The 18,620-nt window shown below is 54.9% G+C and carries 17 protein-coding genes; 7 read left to right on the top strand and 10 right to left on the bottom strand.

Annotated features, from left to right (window positions below):
- The first annotated feature begins 236 nt into the window (after positions 1-236).
- Positions 237-1,142, top strand: coding sequence for a MurR/RpiR family transcriptional regulator (locus OQV00_RS09270; RefSeq protein ID WP_160873290.1), 906 nt, complete (start codon positions 237-239; stop codon positions 1,140-1,142).
- A gap of 126 nt (positions 1,143-1,268) precedes the next feature.
- A complete protein-coding gene (gene pyk / locus OQV00_RS09265) occupies positions 1,269-2,711 on the top strand; it encodes a pyruvate kinase (protein ID WP_004864005.1) in 1,443 nt (480 codons plus the stop codon).
- A gap of 64 nt (positions 2,712-2,775) precedes the next feature.
- On the opposite strand, the gene OQV00_RS09260 is transcribed toward pyk, so the two are convergent.
- Complete coding sequence (locus OQV00_RS09260) at positions 2,776-4,110, bottom strand: 2-hydroxycarboxylate transporter family protein (RefSeq protein ID WP_004864007.1); 1,335 nt, start codon at positions 4,108-4,110, stop codon at positions 2,776-2,778.
- 427 nt (positions 4,111-4,537) lie between these two features.
- Between OQV00_RS09260 and OQV00_RS09255 the strand changes: the two genes are divergently transcribed.
- The 3 genes from OQV00_RS09255 (at position 4,538) to dcuR (ending at position 8,039) form a co-directional block, all read left to right on the top strand.
- Positions 4,538-5,485 (top strand): AEC family transporter, encoded by a 948-nt coding sequence (locus OQV00_RS09255; protein ID WP_004864011.1) that lies wholly within the window; start codon positions 4,538-4,540, stop codon positions 5,483-5,485.
- 72 nt (positions 5,486-5,557) lie between these two features.
- The gene (locus OQV00_RS09250; RefSeq protein ID WP_004864014.1) at positions 5,558-7,243 is read left to right on the top strand and encodes an NAD-dependent malic enzyme; all 1,686 of its coding nucleotides are present in this window, start codon (positions 5,558-5,560) and stop codon (positions 7,241-7,243) included.
- Positions 7,244-7,322: 79 nt separating this feature from the next.
- Positions 7,323-8,039 (top strand): two-component system response regulator DcuR, encoded by a 717-nt coding sequence (dcuR, locus tag OQV00_RS09245; protein ID WP_100663346.1) that lies wholly within the window; start codon positions 7,323-7,325, stop codon positions 8,037-8,039.
- A gap of 55 nt (positions 8,040-8,094) precedes the next feature.
- On the opposite strand, the gene lpxM is transcribed toward dcuR, so the two are convergent.
- The 3 genes from lpxM to znuA all read right to left on the bottom strand — a co-directional run bounded on the left by lpxM (position 8,095) and on the right by znuA (position 11,525).
- Positions 8,095-9,069 (bottom strand): lauroyl-Kdo(2)-lipid IV(A) myristoyltransferase, encoded by a 975-nt coding sequence (gene lpxM / locus OQV00_RS09240; protein WP_004864019.1) that lies wholly within the window; start codon positions 9,067-9,069, stop codon positions 8,095-8,097.
- A gap of 176 nt (positions 9,070-9,245) precedes the next feature.
- Positions 9,246-10,565: a murein DD-endopeptidase MepM gene (gene mepM, locus OQV00_RS09235; RefSeq protein WP_004864022.1), complete on the bottom strand. Its 1,320-nt coding sequence runs from the start codon at positions 10,563-10,565 to the stop codon at positions 9,246-9,248.
- A gap of 15 nt (positions 10,566-10,580) precedes the next feature.
- Entirely contained in the window at positions 10,581-11,525 is a 945-nt protein-coding gene (znuA, locus tag OQV00_RS09230) for a zinc ABC transporter substrate-binding protein ZnuA (protein WP_032717095.1), read from the bottom strand.
- A 78-nt stretch (positions 11,526-11,603) separates the two neighbouring features.
- On the opposite strand from znuA, the gene znuC reads away from it, so the two are divergent.
- Both znuC and znuB read left to right on the top strand, forming a co-directional pair.
- Positions 11,604-12,356 (top strand): zinc ABC transporter ATP-binding protein ZnuC, encoded by a 753-nt coding sequence (znuC, locus tag OQV00_RS09225; RefSeq protein WP_004864029.1) that lies wholly within the window; start codon positions 11,604-11,606, stop codon positions 12,354-12,356.
- Positions 12,356-13,141, top strand: a complete 786-nt coding sequence (gene znuB, locus OQV00_RS09220) for a zinc ABC transporter permease subunit ZnuB (RefSeq protein WP_004864032.1) — start codon at positions 12,356-12,358, stop codon at positions 13,139-13,141. Before znuC ends, znuB begins: the two co-directional genes overlap by 1 nt.
- 93 nt (positions 13,142-13,234) lie before the next feature.
- Here znuB and ruvB read toward each other — a convergent pair whose 3' ends face one another.
- From ruvB to aspS, 6 genes are all read right to left on the bottom strand, one after another.
- The gene (ruvB, locus tag OQV00_RS09215; RefSeq protein ID WP_004864035.1) at positions 13,235-14,245 is read right to left on the bottom strand and encodes a Holliday junction branch migration DNA helicase RuvB; all 1,011 of its coding nucleotides are present in this window, start codon (positions 14,243-14,245) and stop codon (positions 13,235-13,237) included.
- 8 nt (positions 14,246-14,253) lie between these two features.
- Positions 14,254-14,865, bottom strand: a complete 612-nt coding sequence (gene ruvA, locus OQV00_RS09210; RefSeq protein ID WP_004864039.1) for a Holliday junction branch migration protein RuvA — start codon at positions 14,863-14,865, stop codon at positions 14,254-14,256.
- Positions 14,866-14,944: 79 nt separating this feature from the next.
- The gene (gene ruvC, locus OQV00_RS09205) at positions 14,945-15,466 is read right to left on the bottom strand and encodes a crossover junction endodeoxyribonuclease RuvC (protein WP_004864044.1); all 522 of its coding nucleotides are present in this window, start codon (positions 15,464-15,466) and stop codon (positions 14,945-14,947) included.
- Between the two features lie 37 nt (positions 15,467-15,503).
- The gene (locus OQV00_RS09200; protein ID WP_004864047.1) at positions 15,504-16,244 is read right to left on the bottom strand and encodes a YebC/PmpR family DNA-binding transcriptional regulator; all 741 of its coding nucleotides are present in this window, start codon (positions 16,242-16,244) and stop codon (positions 15,504-15,506) included.
- A gap of 61 nt (positions 16,245-16,305) precedes the next feature.
- Positions 16,306-16,749 carry a dihydroneopterin triphosphate diphosphatase gene (gene nudB, locus OQV00_RS09195; RefSeq protein WP_004864050.1) on the bottom strand — a complete coding sequence of 148 codons (444 nt, stop codon included), beginning with the start codon at positions 16,747-16,749 and terminating at the stop codon, positions 16,306-16,308.
- 1 nt (position 16,750) lies between these two features.
- Positions 16,751-18,538, bottom strand: coding sequence for an aspartate--tRNA ligase (aspS, locus tag OQV00_RS09190; RefSeq protein WP_048023979.1), 1,788 nt, complete (start codon positions 18,536-18,538; stop codon positions 16,751-16,753).
- Positions 18,539-18,620: the final 82 nt, after the last annotated feature.

Here is an 18,620-nt window from a genome sequence, read left to right as displayed (position 1 = left end):
ACTTCCCGAAACCCTCAGGCCGCCATTCCCGACGCTAAACCGCACGCGGAGAAAAGTTCCGGCGACTATTTGGGCAAACGGCTAAACTTGTTCGTTCTTTCGACCGGTTTTAAGTTAATAAAATACGACTCTGATCATGTAATGAAAAAAAACAACATTTTTTAACGTCATTCCTCCCCGCTTAGCGTAACGGAGGGGTATATTCTTGCTAAAACGCCTGATGATTTCATCCATTAATGAAATCGCTTCCACTGATGAGCGCTCCGTTACCCATGAACATGCTGGAAAAAATCCAGTCCCGGCTGGAACACCTTAGCAAATCCGAACGCAAAGTGGCGGAAGTCATTCTTGCTACGCCTGCTCAGGCAATTCATTCAAGCATTGCGGCCCTGGCGCTGGAAGCTGGCGTCAGCGAACCGACCGTTAACCGTTTTTGCCGGAGTCTGGAAACCCGCGGCTTTCCTGATTTTAAACTTCACCTGGCACAAAGCCTGGCACACGGTACTCTCTATGTTAACCGCAATGTCGATGAAGACGACAGCGTAGAGTCCTATACGGGGAAGATTTTCGAGTCAGCCATGGCCAGTTTAGATCAGGTCCACCACTCTCTCGATATGTCAGCGGTTAATCGTGCCGTCGACCTTCTGACCCAGGCCAAGAAAATTGCCTTCTTTGGCCTCGGCTCCTCGGCAGCCGTCGCGCATGACGCCATGAACAAATTTTTCCGTTTTAACGTTCCGGTTATCTACTCCGACGACATTGTCCTGCAACGCATGAGCTGTATGAATTGCAATGATGATGACGTTGTCGTGATTATCTCACATACTGGCCGGACAAAAAGCCAGGTCGAACTGGCGCAGCTGGCGCGTGAAAACGATGCCATGGTCATCGCCATCACGTCGGCGGGTACCCCGCTGGCGCGAGAGGCAACCTTGTCGATTACGCTTGATGTCCCCGAAGATACGGATATCTATATGCCCATGGTTTCACGTCTTGCTCAGCTGACGGTAATAGATGTGCTGGCCACCGGTTTTACCCTCCGTCGAGGAGCGAAATTCAGAGATAACTTGAAGAGGGTCAAGGAAGCATTGAAGGAATCGCGTTTTGATAAAGAGCTGCCTGTACACAGCGACAACCCATAAAACTTGATAATTAGGTAGTGACCCATTACACCTTCGGTAACGTTCCGGCAGAGCGACATTGCTGACCGGCACCGCCGATTCCATGTTCACGCAACACCAAAGTTGTTTTAGTCAACGGAGTATTACATGTCCAGAAGGCTTCGCAGAACCAAAATCGTAACGACCTTAGGCCCGGCAACCGATCGTGATAACAACCTTGAAAAGGTGATCGCCGCAGGCGCTAACGTGGTACGTATGAACTTCTCTCACGGTACCCCGGAAGATCATCAGATTCGCGCGGATAAAGTCCGTCAGATCGCGGCAAAACTGGGCCGTCATGTGGCCATCCTCGGCGATCTGCAAGGCCCCAAAATTCGCGTATCCACCTTCAAAGAAGGCAAAATTTTCCTTAATATCGGCGACAAATTCCTGCTTGATGCAGAGCTGGGCAAAGGCGAAGGCGACAAAGAGAAAGTCGGTATTGATTATAAAGGCCTGCCGGCGGATGTCGTGCCAGGCGATATCCTGCTGCTGGACGATGGCCGCGTACAGCTGAAAGTCATCGAAGTTAAGGGTCTGAAAGTGTTCACCGAAGTCACCGTCGGCGGACCGCTGTCAAACAATAAAGGTATCAACAAACTGGGTGGCGGCCTGTCTGCCGAAGCGCTGACTGAGAAAGACAAGGCTGACATCGTCACCGCGGCGAAAATCGGCGTTGATTACCTGGCCGTCTCCTTCCCACGCTGTGGCGAAGACCTGAACTATGCCCGCCGCCTGGCGCGCGAAGCCGGCTGCGATGCGAAGATCGTCGCGAAAGTTGAGCGTGCGGAAGCGGTTTGCGATCAGGACGCAATGGACGACGTAATTCTGGCCTCTGACGTGGTGATGGTTGCCCGTGGCGACCTTGGCGTTGAAATCGGCGACCCGGAGCTGGTGGGTATCCAGAAAGCCCTGATTCGCCGCGCTCGTCAGCTGAACCGTTCGGTCATCACCGCGACTCAGATGATGGAGTCGATGATTACTAACCCGATGCCAACCCGCGCGGAAGTCATGGACGTCGCTAACGCCGTCCTCGACGGTACCGATGCCGTGATGCTCTCAGCGGAAACCGCCGCCGGTCAGTATCCGTCAGAAACCGTGGCCGCTATGGCGCGCGTCTGTCTGGGCGCCGAAAAAATCCCAAGCCTCAACGTCTCCAAACATCGTCTGGATATCCAGTTCGATAACGTTGAAGAGGCGATTGCCATGTCAGCGATGTATGCGGCGAACCACCTGAAAGGCGTCACCGCGATCATCACCATGACCGAGTCCGGTCGTACCGCGCTGATGACTTCACGCATTAGCTCTGGCCTGCCCATTTTCGCCCTCTCCCGCCATGAACGTACGCTGAACCTGACCGCCTTGTATCGCGGCGTGACGCCGGTTCACTTCGACAGCACCAACGACGGCGTCGCTGCGGCGCACGATGCGGTGAATCTGCTGCGTGATAAAGGCTATCTGGTCTCCGGTGACCTCGTTATCGTGACCCAGGGTGACGTGATGAGCACCATCGGCAGCACTAACACCACGCGTATTCTGACCGTCGAGTAATACCGACCTCGTGGTGAACGCCCAACCTGCCAGCATCATGCTGGCAGGTTTTTTTTATCCGTAATCAGACAATCCAGCTCAGCAGCAACGTCGCGGCAATCACCGTTGAGGCGCCGCCAATACGGGTGGCAATCTGTGCAAACGGCATCAGCGACATGCGATTCGATGCCGAGAGTATCGCCACATCCCCGGTGCCGCCCAGCCCACTGTGGCAGCTGGTCACAATCGCCGCTTCAACAGGATACATATTCAGCCGGGAAGCGATGAAAAATCCGCTTAATGCCATGGCAATCACGATGGAACCGCAAACCACGACGTAGCCAATCGAGAAGACGGAAACCACGCTCTCCAGAGGGACATACAGCATCCCAAGGCCGATCATCAGCGGCCAGACGAGGGCTGCGGACACAAATTTGTAGCAGCTATGCGCCCCCAGCTCCATCGCTGCGGGGATAATTTTGGTGTATTTGCACAGAACGGCGGCCAGAATCATCAATACCGGTCCCGGGATGTGCAGCACTTTCTCCAGCAGCCCGCCAACGATGAAAAATGCGCAGATCATTAGCAGCCCGGCCCCCATCAGCTGGAAATCGGTGGGCTGCCCTCCCTGAGACTGCGAGAAAACGTGGTTATCATCATGGCTGCGAATTAACATGCCATCGCCGGACAGCGCCGGGCGGCGGACGCCCAGGCGAGCCAGAAAGCCTGCGCAGATAATGGCGAAGATATTCCCCACCACCGCAGCTGGCGCCAGCTGTGCCACATACACGTCCGGCGTTTGCCCAAGGATCGCAGAATATGCCAGCGACAGCGGCAGGATGCCTTCCCCAATACCGCCGCCGATAATCGGCACAATAATAAAGAAAAAGGTATGGTACATGCTGTAGCCAAACAGGCTTCCCACCAGCAGCCCCGTCGCGATCGCCGCTCCGGTCCCCACAACCAGCGGAACGAACATACGCACCATTCCCTGGATAAGAATGGTTCTGTTCATTCCCAGAATACTGCCAACCACCAGACAGGCGATGACAAAATAGAGTAAATTGGCCTCTTTCATCAACAGATGCACGGTGCCCAGAGTGTGGGGATCAAATACCCCGAAATAGACCAGTACCGACGGCATCATCAGACACAAAATGGCCGGGCCGCCGATATCTTTAAGCACCGGCACCATTCGCCCGATTTTGGCCAGCGCGAATCCCAGGGTCATAATGACCGCCAGCCCGCCAATCATGTTCTTTGGCAACAGTCCCGCCATTGATGAGACGGCGACAATCATTGCAATACCGACAAACAGCGTTAAAGGTACGGCGCCGACATCAACGTTGGATAAGAACCGCGGAGTTTGCCCACTCGAGTGCGTTTGTTCTACCGGATGGTTGAGTGAATTATTTTTCATGTTTCACCTGAATTGTGATAGATGGCGTAGGATCGAGGCGCAATATTAAAATTGCGCAGTCAAATAAAAATAAAAAGAAACAAAAAATGAAGAAGCATTCGAATTAAAACCACGTAAACGGTAGCACAGGAATTTTCGCTAAAAAAGAAAACAACGTTCTCCGTTCACGACTTTGTGACTGAGTTAGAAACTCCCTTTTAAGTAATTTAAATTATTACGCCGTAGTTAAAGTTATTGGTTACGACATTGCGTTATCGACAGCCATGAAAAACAAGGAGTTAATCTCCGCACCGCTATTTGTAAGTAAAGTTCCCAAGGCGAAATTATTTAAATACCCGCCATTGTGATTTCAATCACCTTTCATTCCATAGGGGATCGTTAGATTAAAAACCACAAGCAACCCTACACCCTATTTTCAGGATAATTTATGCCTACGCTGCTATTGCAATCATTGTTCCCATTAGTTTTTATCATGTTACTCGGTTGGCTCAGCGGTAAGTTAGGCTATACCCGTCGTGAAGATGCTTCGGTGTTAGCCACCGTGGTCATTCGGTTTGCTCTGCCCTTTCATCTTTTTATTGGCGCGTTAAATACCAACCCGGATAAAATTAAAAACTTCGCCTTTATGGCCGTATTAGTGATTGGCCTGATGGGGTCTTATTTCCTTACTCTACTGATCTCGCGCTACGTATTCCGCCATGACATCAAAACCAGCGCGATCCAGTCCCTGGTGTGCGCATTTCCTGATATGGCCTATTTCGGTGCGCCGGTCCTTGCCGTCCTGATTGGACCCGAAGGCTTTCTGGGCGTGCTTATCGGCAACTTAATCACCAGCGTGTTCATGATTCCCCTGACGATAATCCTGATTCGGATGGGCGATAAACATGCCGCTGGCGATAGCGAGGAGATTCATGCTGGTAAGCTGATTGTGCAAAACCTGCTGAAAGCCATAAGAAATCCAATCGTCTGGATCCCTATCTCAGGGGTGCTGCTGAGCCTTGCTGGCGTACAGCTTCCCCATATGCTCAGCATGCCGATTGAAATGGTCGGGAAAATTGCCGGCGGCCTGTCGCTGTTTGCTCTTGGCCTGCTGTTTTATGGCGAACGCCCGACGGTTAATATTCAGACCTGCACCAATATCAGTATTAAAAATCTGATTCAGCCCGCCATGATGGCCGCGGCAGGCCTGGCTTTTGGTCTTAGCCACACGCTGATGCAGCAGGTCATTATCATTGGCGCAACCCCTTCAGCCATCGCCGCCGGTATGTTTGCACTGCGCAGCGATACGTATATTGAGCCGGCCTCATCCTCTATTTTACTCGGCACCGCCATTGGCGTGGTCACCGAAGGGATCATGATTTATTTAATTTCTTAATTACCGTCTCAGGGCAACATTTCTATCAAGTTAAAACCTGTTTTTATTTAAACAATGTTCAGGAGTCATCAAATGTTAGTCAAAGAAACATTATATACCCCTTATAATGGCGCAGTCCTGCTGGAAAATCCGCTGTTAAATAAAGGGCTCGCATTTACCGAGGGGGAAAGAACGGCGTTTAATCTCCAGGGATTGCTTCCGCATAATGTTGAAACTATCGAAGAACAAACGGAGCGCGCGTGGAAGCAGTTCAGTGAATTTAAGCGCGATATTTCCCGGCATATCTATCTGCGGAATATTCAGGATACTAACGAGACACTATTTTATCATTTACTGCGCCGTCATATGAAAGAGATGCTGCCGGTGATTTATACGCCAACCGTCGGAGAAGCCTGCGAACACTTCTCTGAAATTTATCGTCGCGGCCGCGGCCTGTTTATTTCCTGGCCTAACCGCCATCACATTGACGAGATGCTGCAGGGCTTCTCGCGCAACGATATTCAGGTGATCGTCGTCACCGACGGCGAGCGTATTCTTGGTCTGGGCGATCAGGGCATCGGCGGGATGGGTATTCCGATCGGTAAACTCTCGTTGTATACCGCCTGCGGCGGCATTCATCCCGCCGCGACGCTGCCAGTGATGCTGGACGTCGGGACCAACAATGCGAAGCTCCTTGAAGACCCGCTGTATATGGGCTGGCGTCATCCGCGCATTAACGACGATCAGTATATGGAGTTTATGGATATGTTTGTCGATGCGGTAAAACGTCGCTGGCCGCATGTCCTGCTGCAATTCGAAGATTTTGCCCAGAAGAATGCCAGCCGCCTGCTTAATCGCTATCGCAACCAGCTGTGCTGTTTCAACGATGATATCCAGGGAACCGCTGCCGTCACGACAGGTACGCTGATTGCCGCCGCCGCGGTGGCAGGTACCCGTATGCGCGACCAGCGCGTTGTCTTCCTCGGCGGCGGTTCCGCCGGCTGCGGTATTGCTGAAAAAATTATTGCGCTGATGGTTGATGATGGTTTGTCGGAGGAAGAGGCCCGCAGCAAAGTCTTCATGGTCGATCGTTTTGGTTTACTGACCGATGAGATGCCCAATCTGCTCGATTTTCAGCAACGCCTCGTGACGCCGCGGGACACTACTGCCCACTGGGATGTCACGTCTGCCAACCTGTCGTTGATGGATGTCGTGCGCAATGTGCACCCGACCGTGCTCATTGGCGTATCCGGCCAGCCGGGTCTGTTCAGCGAAGAGATTATCAAAGAGATGCACCGCCACTGCCCGCGGCCAATCGTGATGCCGCTCTCTAACCCAACTTCCCGCGCCGAAGCGCAGCCGAAAGAGTTGCTTGAATGGACTCAGGGTAACGCGCTGATCGCCACCGGCAGCCCGTTTGAACCGGTGTTCTGTCAAGGTGCGACTTACGATATCGCTCAGTGCAACAACGCCTATATTTTCCCGGGACTGGGGCTAGGCATCCTGGCGACCAAAGCAGAACGCGTCACCGAAGCCATGCTGATTACCTGCAGTAAAACGCTGGCGGCGCACTCGCCGTTAGCCACAACCGGAAAAGGCGGATTATTACCCCCGGTAGAAGAGATTGAGATGATTTCCCGGGCCATTGCCCTTGATGTCGCTCTGGTGGCCCAGGCCGAAGGCGTCGCCGCAAAACTCAGCGAGGAAGAGCTGATCGCGAATATTGATAAAACCTTCTGGCACGCGCGTTACACCTCCTATAAGCGTTCATCGCTATAGCGACACGTCTCTTCATTAATCCTGCGGGAAGCATCGAGGCGTCGACTCCCCTGCTTCCCGATAGTCAAAGGAACCACGCATGTTCAATGTGCTTATTGTGGATGATGATTCGATGGTTGCGGAGCTGAACCGGCTGTTTATCAGCAGGGTCGCCGACTTTCGCTGCTGCGGTATCGCCTCAACGCTGGCGGAAGCTGAGCAGATGCTGAACCATTTGCCACCGATCGATTTGGTTCTGCTGGATGTGTACATGCAGCGAGAGAACGGGCTGGATCTGCTGCCCACCCTGCGTACGAGCGCCCGCAGCATCGATGCGATCATGATTACTTCCGCCGCCGATGCGGCAACCGTCCAGGCGGCAATGCGCTATGGCGTGGTTGATTATTTAATTAAACCGTTTCAGTTCCCGCGCTTTGAAGAGGCGCTGCTGACATGGCGTAAACGACGCGAGCTGCAGCGCGCCAAATCCCGCTACGAGCAGTCCGATGTTGACGATTTACTGCGCAGCGGTATTCAGCGCCCGGATAACGCCCGCCGCTTACCTAAGGGATTAACGCCGCAAACGCTGCGCCTGGTATGCCAATGGATCGATACCCATCAGGAGAGTGCCTTCTCGACAAATGAGATCGCCACCGCGCTGCAAATCTCCAGAGTTTCGTGTCGTAAATATTTAATCTGGCTAGAAAAAACGGGGATTCTCTTCACCAATAACCACTATGGTCTCACCGGCAGACCGGAATACCGCTATCGGTTGATTAGCGAGCATATCGCTTTACTCAGACAATACAGCCAATGAACCCGACAGGTTCATTGGCTCTCTTTTGCTACGTCGGTGCAGGAACAGGCGGGCGCTATTTCTTTTTCGGGAAGAGCTCTTTGCGCTTATAAGGCTCGATTTCCCCCGGTTTACGCGTCTTCAGCAACTTGAGGATCCAGGTATATTGCTCGGTATGCGGCTTGACGAAAATCTCGACCTCTTCGTTCATCCGCCGCGCGATCGTGCGATCATCGGCGTCCAGCAGGTCATCCATCGGCGGACGCACCAGCACCGTCAGACGATGAGTTTTCCCATCATAGACCGGAAACAGCGGCACCACGCGCGCACGGCAGACTTTCATCAGCCGGCCAATCGCCGGCAGGGTGGCTTTATAGGTCGCGAAGAAATCGACGAATTCGCTGTGCTCGGCGCCGTGATCCTGGTCGGGCAAATAGTAGCCCCAGTAGCCCTGGCGGACCGACTGGATAAACGGTTTAATGCCATCGTTACGCGCGTGCATGCGCCCGCCAAAGCGACGTCTGACGGTATTCCACACGTAGTCGAAGACCGGATTCCCCTGGTTATGGAACATTGCCGCCATTTTCTGACCGCCCGAGGCCATCAACATGGCTGGAATATCCACCCCCCAGGCGTGCGGCACCAGGAAGATCACCTTTTCGTTATTGCGCTGCATCTCTTCGATGATCTCTTTGCCCTGCCAGTCGACGCGGGAAAGAATATGAGCAGGATCCCGCAGACCCAGCTCGGCCATCATGACCATCGCCTGCGGTGCCGACATATACATTTCATCGATAATTGCCTCGCGCTCCTGCTCGCTCTTTTCCGGGAAGCAGTACAGCAGGTTTATCTGCGCACGCCGGCGCGAGCTTTTCGCCAGCCGACCCACCGCCCGTCCCAGTTTACCGAGGATCGGATCGCGAAAAGAGGGAGGCGTCAGAGCGATACCGGCAAACGCAAAAACCCCCAGCCAGGCGCCCCAGTAGCGCGGGAGTAAAAAGGATTTTTCAAACTTTGGAATAAACTCAATATTATTTTTTTTCGTTTCCATGCCCAGTCCACAGCCGTACTGCATAAAAAAGATAATGGGGTAATCCCGTCAAACCGCAAGTTGCAGCCTCAGAAGCCGTAAGACGACTTATTGTGGGTATAGTTTAGCGATACGACGGGGAACCTACAAAAGAAAAAGCCGGCGCGCGACAGGCACCGGCTTGCATTGACATCCTGCTAGTCAAACCGCAGCTGCGGGATGACCTCTTTGACCTGCGCCAGATAATCGGTGCGATCGGAACCGCTCAACCCTTCGGTACGCGGCAGTTTCGCCGTTAATGGGTTCACGGCCTGTTGGTTAATCCACACTTCGTAGTGCAGATGCGGACCGGTAGAACGGCCGGTGTTACCCGACAGCGCAATACGATCGCCGCGCTTCACTTTCTGCCCCGGTTTCACCAGCAGTTTACGCAGGTGCATATAGCGAGTGGTATAGGTGCGACCATGGCGTACGGCCACATAGTATCCCGCCGCGCCGCTGCGCTTAGCGACCACGACTTCACCATCGCCGACCGCAAGAACCGGCGTCCCCTGCGGCATAGCAAAATCGACGCCGCGGTGCGGCGCCACGCGCCCGGTCACCGGATTCAGGCGACGCGGATTAAAGTTCGAAGAGACGCGGAACTGGCGCGCCGTCGGGAAGCGCATAAAGCCCTTCGCCAGACCGGTACCGTTACGATCGTAGAACTTACCGTCTTCCGCACGAATCGCGTAGTAATCCTTGCCTTCTGAACGCAAACGCACGCCCAGCAGCTGGCTCTGTTCCCGTTTACCGTCAAGCATTTCGCGCGACATCAGTACCGAGAACTCATCGCCTTTTTTCAGCTTGCGGAAGTCCATCTGCCACTGCATCGCTCGGATCACCGCGCTGACTTCCGTACTGGTTAACCCGGCTTCACGAGCGCTGGCAACAAAGCTGGCGCCCACGGTGCCTTTCAACACGTTGTTGACCCAATCCCCTTTCTGCAGCTCGCTGCTCATTTTAAAGCCGTTCGCAACCCGGGTATAGGTGCGGGTTTCACGGCGCGACATTTCCCATGTCAGACTTTGCAAATCCCCCTCTGCCGTTAAGGTCCACGAGAGCTGTTGACCAATTTTCAGGTTTCGCAACTCTTTGTCGGCTGAGGAGAGCTGGGCGATATCGCCCATATCGATGCCGTACTGGTTGAGGATGCTGCTCAGCGTATCGCCAGTGGAGACCACATATTCGTGGCCGCCTGACTCACTGTCGGCTTTATCATCCAGTTCATCCTGGGGAATGGCTTCTTCTTCCTGCGGCGCCTGGTCGATAGGTTCGGAGGCTTCCGGCAGCAGAGAGCGGATTTCGCTTTTTTCCAGCTCAATCGTCCTGACGATAGGGGCGGATTCTGGATGGTAGATATAGGGTCGCCAGACGGCGACCGCTAATGTCAGAACGCTCAACGACCCCAGCATGACGCGGTGAGGTCGTGGCAAATTGTTGAATGCCTGAGTGACAGCGCGGGCTATCTGTTGCACGTATTCACTTCCTCGTTAATCTCCTTTCAGGCAGCTCGAATACTGTTTCGCCAGTTGGTCGAGGAACTGCGGGTAACTTTCTTTACCCAGCTTAATCCCGGTACCGAGAGGGTCCAGAGTCCCCATGCGCACAGAGGTGCCCCTGGCAACAGCTTCTATAACGGCTGGCCTGAACTGTGGCTCAGCAAAAACGCACGTTGCTTTTTGCTCAACCAGCTGTGTTCTGATTTCGTGTAAACGCTGCGCACCGGGCTGTATTTCAGGGTTTACGGTAAAATGCCCCAGAGAGGTCAGACCGTAGTGTTTTTCAAAGTAGCCATAGGCATCATGAAAAACGAAATACCCTTTTCCTTTCAGCGGTGCGAGCTCGTTACTCACCTGCTTATCGGTTGAGGCTAATTTTGCCTCAAATTCTTTCAGGTTAGCGTCAAGTTTGGCTCGACTCTGCGGCATAAGTTCCAATAATTTATCGTGGATTGCAACCGCTGAAAGCCGCGCTATCTCTGGGGATAACCACAGATGCATATTGTAAACACCATGATGGTGATCACCGTCACTATTTTCACCTGCGGCGTGTTCGTGGCCATGATCGTCATCGTCGTCATCCGCCCCTTTCATGAGCAGCGGTTTCACGCCGGCAAGCTCAGCGATGGTCACCTTTTTATTCGACGCAATGCTTTGCGTTGACTTGTCCATGAACGCTTCCATCTCTGGACCAATCCAGACCACTAAGTCTGCGTTCTGTAAGCGTTTTGCATCGGAAGGACGCAGTGAATAATCATGCTCTGAGGCACCGTCAGGCAGGAGCACCTGGGTCTCCGTGACCCCATCCGCGATAGCGGAAGCGATAAAGCCTAAGGGTTTCATTGAGGTAACCACGGCAGCATTCGCCGTAGAGGTCTGAGCGAACAAAAAAACGGCGCTAAGTCCAGCGCAAAGAAGCGTATTTTTATGTAACATAATGCGTCTAGTCATCGTAATGAATGAGAAAGATGTGATATTATAACATTCACTCGCTTGTGCAACCCTTAATTTGACATGACAAATCTTGTAACTCTCGAAAACGTCTCGGTCGCCTTCGGCCAACGACGCGTACTGTCTGACATTTCGCTGACGCTAAAGCCCGGCAAAATTTTGACCTTACTCGGCCCTAATGGCGCAGGCAAATCCACGCTCGTGCGGGTGGTTCTTGGACTGGTAGCACCGAGTGACGGTGTTATCAAGCGCGAGAACAATCTGCGGATTGGCTACGTCCCGCAAAAACTGCATCTGGATGCCACGATGCCGCTGACCGTTAGCCGGTTCATGCGCTTACGTCCCGGCACCCGCAAGCAGGACATCCTGCCGGCGCTGAAACGTGTCCAGGCCGGGCACCTGATTGAAGCGCCGATGCAAAAACTCTCCGGTGGCGAAACCCAGCGCGTGCTGCTGGCCCGGGCCCTGCTGAACCAGCCGCAGCTGCTGGTGCTGGATGAACCCACGCAGGGCGTCGACGTTAACGGGCAGGTTGCCCTGTACGATCTGATAAACCAGCTGCGCCAGGAGCTTGATTGCTCGGTGCTGATGGTCTCCCACGACCTGCATCTGGTGATGGCAAAAACCGATGAGGTGCTGTGCCTGAATCAACATATTTGCTGTTCCGGCACCCCGGAAGTGGTCTCCACGCATCCGCAGTTTATCTCGATGTTTGGCCAGCGTGGGGCGGAACAGCTGGGAATCTATCGTCACCATCATAATCACCGCCATGACCTGCAGGGGCGGATCGTACTGCGTAGGGGAAATGAGCGCTGATGATTGAACTTCTGTTACCCGGCTGGCTGGCCGGGATGATGCTTGCCTGTGCGGCAGGCCCGCTCGGGTCGTTTGTGGTCTGGCGCCGGATGTCCTATTTCGGCGATACCTTAGCGCATGCCTCTTTGCTTGGCGTGGCCTTCGGGCTGTTGCTTAACGTCAATCCGTTTTATGCGGTGATCGCCGTGACCTTAATGCTGGCAGGCGGTCTGGTGTGGCTGGAAAAACGTCCGCATCTGGCGCTCGATACCTTATTGGGGATTATGGCGCACAGCGCGCTGTCGCTTGGTCTGGTGGTGGTTAGCCTGATGTCGAATATTCGCGTCGACCTGATGGCCTATCTGTTTGGCGATTTACTGGCGGTAACGCCGGAAGATTTGATCTCTATCGCCATTGGCGTGGTGATTGTGCTGGCTATCCTGCTCTGGCAGTGGCGCAACCTGCTGTCGATGACCATCAGCCCCGATCTGGCGTTTGTCGATGGCGTGAAGCTGCAGCGGGTGAAACTGCTGTTAATGCTGGTCACCGCGCTGACCATTGGCGTCGCCATGAAGTTCGTCGGCGCGTTGATTATTACCTCGCTGCTGATCATTCCTGCCGCCACGGCGCGCCGCTTTGCCCGTACGCCGGAACAGATGGCCGCCGCTGCCGTTGGGGTGGGGATTATCGCGGTGACCGGTGGACTGACCTTCTCGGCGTTTTACGACACCCCCGCCGGCCCGTCCGTGGTGCTGTGCGCCGCGCTGCTGTTTATCTTCAGCATGATGAAAAAATCGGCCGCCTGAGCCGCGCCCTCTTCCCCGGTCGCGGCGAGTTGACCGGGGTCCTCATCCCTGCCCTGCCGGAACAAGCTCACCGCTCATCTGCCGGCAGCCAGGTTACGGCATTGCCGGCGGCGTAATACCGAAGTGATTCCAGGCGCGTACCGTCGCCATACGCCCACGCGGCGTGCGCTGCAAAAAGCCTTGCTGGATCAGATACGGTTCCAGAACATCTTCGATAGTTTCCCGCTCTTCGCCAATCGCCGCCGCCAGGTTATCCAGGCCGACGGGGCCGCCGAAGAATTTATCGATGACCGCCAGCAGAAGTTTGCGGTCCATATAGTCGAACCCTTCCGCATCAACATTCAGCATGTCCAGCGCCTGAGCGGCAATCTCCAGCGAAATGGTGCCATCATGGCGCACTTCGGCAAAGTCACGTACCCGGCGCAGCAGGCGGTTGGCGATACGCGGCGTGCCGCGCGCGCGGCGGGCCACCTCCAGCGCACCTTCGTCGCTCATTTCCAGCCCCATAAAGCGCGCGCTGCGGCTGACGATATGCTGCAGGTCAGGAACCTGGTAAAACTCGAGGCGCTGTACAATCCCGAAACGGTCACGCAGCGGCGAAGTTAATGACCCCGCGCGCGTCGTGGCGCCAATCAGGGTAAACGGCGGCAGATCGATTTTGATCGACCGCGCCGCAGGCCCTTCGCCGATCATAATATCCAGCTGATAGTCTTCCATTGCCGGATACAGCACCTCTTCCACTACCGGCGAGAGGCGGTGTATTTCATCAATAAACAGCACATCGTGGGGTTCGAGGTTGGTGAGCATGGCGGCCAGGTCACCCGCCTTCTCAAGCACCGGACCGGAGGTGGTTCGCAGGTTGACGCCCATCTCATTGGCGACGATGTTTGCCAGCGTCGTCTTTCCCAGCCCCGGTGGACCAAAGATCAGCAGGTGATCGAGTGCGTCCCCGCGCAGCTTTGCCGCCTGGATAAAAATCTCCATTTGCGAACGCACCTGCGGTTGACCGACATACTCTGCCAGCAATTTCGGGCGGATTGCGCGGTCGGCCGTCTCTTCAAACCCGGCGCTGTCTGCCGATACCAGCCTGTCTGCTTCAATCATCCCTTACCTCACAACGCGGCGCGGAGCGCTTCGCGAATTAGCATTTCACTGTTGGCATCCGGGCGAGCGATTTTACTCACCATCCGGCTGGCCTCCTGAGGTTTATAGCCCAGCGCCACCAGCGCAGCAACCGCTTCCTGCTCCGCATCGTCATCAGACGGACCCGCCGGTGAAGTCAGCACCAGATCCGTCGCCGGCGTAAACAGATCGCCGTGCAGACCTTTGAACCGGTCTTTCATTTCAACAATCAGACGCTCAGCGGTTTTCTTACCGATACCCGGCAGTTTCACCAGGGCAGCCAGCTCCTCGCGCTCTACGGCGTTAACAAACTGCTGCGCCGACATACCGGAGAGGATCGCCAGCGCCAGCTTTGGCCCGACGCCGTTGGTTTTAATCAGCTCTTTGAACAGGGTGCGTTCCTGCTTGTTATTAAAACCATAGAGCAGCTGCGCATCTTCGCGAACGACAAAATGGGTAAAAACGATGGCCTCGTTGCCCACATCCGGCAGTTCATAAAAACAGGTCATTGGCATATGTACTTCATAGCCTACGCCTCCCGTTTCCAGTAATACAAGCGGGGGTTGTTTTTCGAGAACGATGCCTCTGAGTCTGCCTATCACATGGAGCTCCTGCGTTAAGGGCTAAAGTATCTGCGGTATCATAAAAAAAGGCTGGATGAATATCCAGCCTGATTTGACGTTATCGTAAGCGCCCACGCGCCAGATTGAGCCGCGTCTCGCTGATCTGAGCCGCGTTCTGACTGACGTGGCAGTGGGTAATGGCGATAGCCAGCGCATCCGCCGCGTCCGCCTGGGGGTTGGCGGGAAGCTTAAGCAGCGTGCGCACCATGTGCTGCACCTGGCTTTTTTCCGCGCTGCCGATGCCGACAACGGTTTGCTTAACCTGCCTCGCGGCATACTCGAACACCGGCAGGTCCTGATTCGTCGCCGCGACAATCGCCACGCCGCGCGCCTGCCCCAGCTTCAGCGCCGAGTCGGCGTTTTTCGCCATAAACACCTGCTCGATGGCGAAATAGTCCGGCTGAAACTGGGTGATAATTTCCGTCACGCCTGCGTAAATCAGCTTCAGGCGCGACGGTAAATCGTCGACTTTGGTCCGAATACAGCCGCTGCCAAGATAGCTCAGCTGCCGCCCGACCTGACGAATAACGCCATAACCGGTAATGCGTGACCCCGGGTCAATGCCGAGAATAATGGCCATCACGCACCTCCGGTTAGTGATTTAACGGTCAGCAACATTAGAGCGTTGCGGCGACCTCATCAGAGATCTCGCCGTTATGATACACTTCCTGCACGTCGTCGCAGTCTTCCAGCATATCGATCAGACGCAGCAGTTTGGGTGCCGTTTCCGCATCCATATCCGCCTTGGTCGAAGGAATCATGGAGACTTCAGCCGCATCAGCCTTCAGGCCAGCCGCTTCCAGCGCATCGCGCACCGCGCCCATCTCTTCCCACGCGGTATACACGTCAATCGCGCCGTCGTCATAGGTCACAACGTCTTCCGCGCCAGCTTCCAGCGCGGCTTCCATGATCACGTCTTCGTCGCCGGCTTCAAAAGAGATGACCCCTTTTTTGCTGAACAGATAGGCTACGGAGCCATCGGTGCCGAGGTTGCCGCCGGTTTTGCTGAAGGCATGGCGCACTTCGGCAACGGTACGGTTGCGGTTGTCGCTCAGGCATTCAACCATGACCGCGGTGCCGCCAGGGCCGTAACCTTCATAAATGATGGTTTCCATGTTCGCGTCATCATCGCCGCCAACGCCACGGGCGATAGCACGGTTCAGGGTGTCGCGGGTCATGTTGTTGGACAGTGCTTTATCTACTGCCGCACGCAAACGCGGGTTAGAAGCGACATCGCCGCCGCCCAGACGCGCAGCGGTAACCAGCTCACGAATGATTTTAGTAAAGATCTTACCGCGCTTGGCATCCTGTGCCGCTTTGCGGTGTTTGGTGTTGGCCCATTTACTATGACCTGCCATAAAAAACTCTCCAAAAATGCCTGCTTCCCGCAGCCTTTCGACCTGCAAATGGCTGGGAAGACTAGTCGGCGTTAATTACAAATTCTTCAATCGCCTGCCGGTTACTCCACGACTTGGTCAGGGCGGCGGCTTCTGCCGCATTGACCCAGCGGTAATCCAGATGTTCCGTAAAGACAATCTGGCGTTCATGAGGGAGCGCAAGACAGAACCAAAATTCCGTATTGCGCTCAACGCCCGGCGCGTAGCGATGACGTAAATGAGAAAAAATCTCGAAATCCACCGTGCGCTGACAGTCCATTAAGGTCAGCTGCTCATGAGCAACATCAATCGCGACCTCTTCCTTTACTTCACGCACGGCGGCTTGCGCTGCGGTCTCCCCCGCTTCCAGGCTGCCGGTTACCGACTGCCAGAAAGCGGGATCGTCGCGTCGCTGCAACATCAGCACCCGCTTCGTATCTTCGGCATAAATGACCACCAGAACGGAAACGGGAAGCTTGAATGACATCTTACTTATTCTCCAGAGACTCTTTTGTCTCTTTCGCCACAACCTGAATACCTAACTCACCCAGGGATGTCGGGTTAGCAAAGCTCGGCGCTTCGGTCATCAGACAGGCCGCGGCGGTCGTTTTCGGGAAGGCAATAACGTCACGGATATTATCGGTACCGGTCAGCAGCATGGTCAGACGGTCAAGACCGAAGGCCAGACCCGCGTGCGGCGGCGTACCGTACTTCAGCGCGTCCAGCAGGAAGCCGAATTTTTCACGCTGTTCCTGTTCGTTGATGCCCAGAATACCGAAGACGGTCTGCTGCATGTCGCCATTGTGGATACGGACGGAACCGCCGCCCACTTCATACCCGTTGATCACCATATCGTAGGCGTTAGCGATCGCCGTTTCCGGCGCGGTTTTCAGTTCATCCGCAGTCATGTCTTTCGGCGAAGTGAACGGGTGGTGCATCGCGGTCAGACCGCCTTCACCATCATCTTCGAACATCGGGAAGTCGATAACCCACAGCGGCGCCCATTTGGTTTCGTCGGTCAGGCTCAGGTCTTTACCCAGCTTCAGACGCAGCGCACCCAGCGCATCGGCAACCACTTTCTTATTGTCCGCGCCGAAGAAAATCATGTCGCCATCCTGGGCGCCGGTGCGCTCAAGAATGGCGTCGACGATCTCTGCGTTGAGGAATTTCGCTACCGGGCTGTTGATGCCTTCGAGACCTTTCGCACGCTCGTTGACTTTCATGTACGCCAGGCCTTTCGCGCCATAGATCTGGACGAACTTGCCATACTCATCAATTTGTTTACGGGTCAGCGCAGCGCCACCCGGTACGCGCAGCGCAGCGACGCGCCCTTTGGCATCATTGGCCGGGCCGGAGAAGACGGCAAACTCTACGGCCTTCACCAGGTCGGCAATATCGACCAGCTCCATCGGGTTACGCAGATCCGGCTTATCGGAACCGAAGCGGCGCTCGGCTTCCGCAAAGGTCATCACCGGGAATTTGCCCAGGTCGACGCCTTTCACGTCCAGCCACAGCTGGTGAACCAGCTCTTCCATAACTTCACGCACCTGCGGCGCGGTCATAAAGGAGGTTTCCACATCGATCTGGGTGAATTCCGGCTGGCGGTCTGCACGCAGGTCTTCGTCACGGAAGCATTTCACTATCTGATAGTAACGGTCAAAGCCGGACATCATCAGCAGCTGTTTAAACAGCTGAGGAGACTGCGGCAGCGCGTAGAATTTGCCTTTGTGAACGCGGCTCGGCACCAGATAGTCGCGCGCGCCTTCCGGGGTCGCTTTGGTCAGCATCGGGGTTTCGATATCGAGGAAACCGTGATCGTCCATAAAGCGGCGCACGAAGCTGGTGATTTTCGCACGGGTTTTCAGACGCTGAGCCATTTCCGGACGACGCAGGTCCAGGTAACGGTATTTCAGACGCGCTTCTTCGGTGTTGACGTGATTGGAGTCAAGCGGCAGCGCTTCTGCACGGTTGATGATCGTCAGCGAAGAGGCCAGCACTTCGATGTCGCCCGTAGCCATCTCGCTGTTGACGTTTTTTTCGTCGCGCGCACGCACGGTACCGGTGATTTGGATGCAAAACTCATTGCGCAGTTCGGAAGCCAGCTTTAACGCCTCCGCACGATCCGGATCGAAAAACACCTGCACGATGCCTTCGCGGTCACGCATATCAATGAAGATAAGGCTACCAAGATCACGACGACGGTTGACCCAACCACACAGAGTCACCTGCTGCCCCACGTGGGACAGACGTAGCTGTCCGCAATATTCTGTACGCATGAGATATCCCTTAACTTAGCCGCAGGCGGATTGTTGCCTGCCTCGCAGGCGACGGAGTCGCAGCTTTAGCTGAATGTCACAA

Source organism: Klebsiella sp. DY2415 (assembly GCF_026314315.1).
GTDB classification, from domain to species: domain Bacteria; phylum Pseudomonadota; class Gammaproteobacteria; order Enterobacterales; family Enterobacteriaceae; genus Klebsiella; species Klebsiella ornithinolytica.
The sequence above is the reverse complement of the archived record's forward strand: the minus strand, read 5'-3'. Positions and strand labels throughout refer to the sequence as shown.

Bases quoted from the DNA above. Each gene is read 5' to 3' on its own strand.
- OQV00_RS09270 (WP_160873290.1), top strand. From the start codon at position 237: ATGAAATCGCTTCCACTGATGAGCGCTCCGTTACCCATGAACATGCTG.
- pyk (WP_004864005.1), top strand. From the start codon at position 1,269: ATGTCCAGAAGGCTTCGCAGAACCAAAATCGTAACGACCTTAGGCCCG.
- OQV00_RS09260 (WP_004864007.1), bottom strand. From the start codon at position 4,110: ATGAAAAATAATTCACTCAACCATCCGGTAGAACAAACGCACTCGAGT.
- OQV00_RS09255 (WP_004864011.1), top strand. From the start codon at position 4,538: ATGCCTACGCTGCTATTGCAATCATTGTTCCCATTAGTTTTTATCATG.
- OQV00_RS09250 (WP_004864014.1), top strand. From the start codon at position 5,558: ATGTTAGTCAAAGAAACATTATATACCCCTTATAATGGCGCAGTCCTG.
- dcuR (WP_100663346.1), top strand. From the start codon at position 7,323: ATGTTCAATGTGCTTATTGTGGATGATGATTCGATGGTTGCGGAGCTG.
- lpxM (WP_004864019.1), bottom strand. From the start codon at position 9,069: ATGGAAACGAAAAAAAATAATATTGAGTTTATTCCAAAGTTTGAAAAA.
- znuA (WP_032717095.1), bottom strand. From the start codon at position 11,525: ATGTTACATAAAAATACGCTTCTTTGCGCTGGACTTAGCGCCGTTTTT.
- znuC (WP_004864029.1), top strand. From the start codon at position 11,604: ATGACAAATCTTGTAACTCTCGAAAACGTCTCGGTCGCCTTCGGCCAA.
- znuB (WP_004864032.1), top strand. From the start codon at position 12,356: ATGATTGAACTTCTGTTACCCGGCTGGCTGGCCGGGATGATGCTTGCC.
- ruvB (WP_004864035.1), bottom strand. From the start codon at position 14,245: ATGATTGAAGCAGACAGGCTGGTATCGGCAGACAGCGCCGGGTTTGAA.
- ruvC (WP_004864044.1), bottom strand. From the start codon at position 15,466: ATGGCCATTATTCTCGGCATTGACCCGGGGTCACGCATTACCGGTTAT.
- OQV00_RS09200 (WP_004864047.1), bottom strand. From the start codon at position 16,244: ATGGCAGGTCATAGTAAATGGGCCAACACCAAACACCGCAAAGCGGCA.
- nudB (WP_004864050.1), bottom strand. From the start codon at position 16,749: ATGTCATTCAAGCTTCCCGTTTCCGTTCTGGTGGTCATTTATGCCGAA.
- aspS (WP_048023979.1), bottom strand. From the start codon at position 18,538: ATGCGTACAGAATATTGCGGACAGCTACGTCTGTCCCACGTGGGGCAG.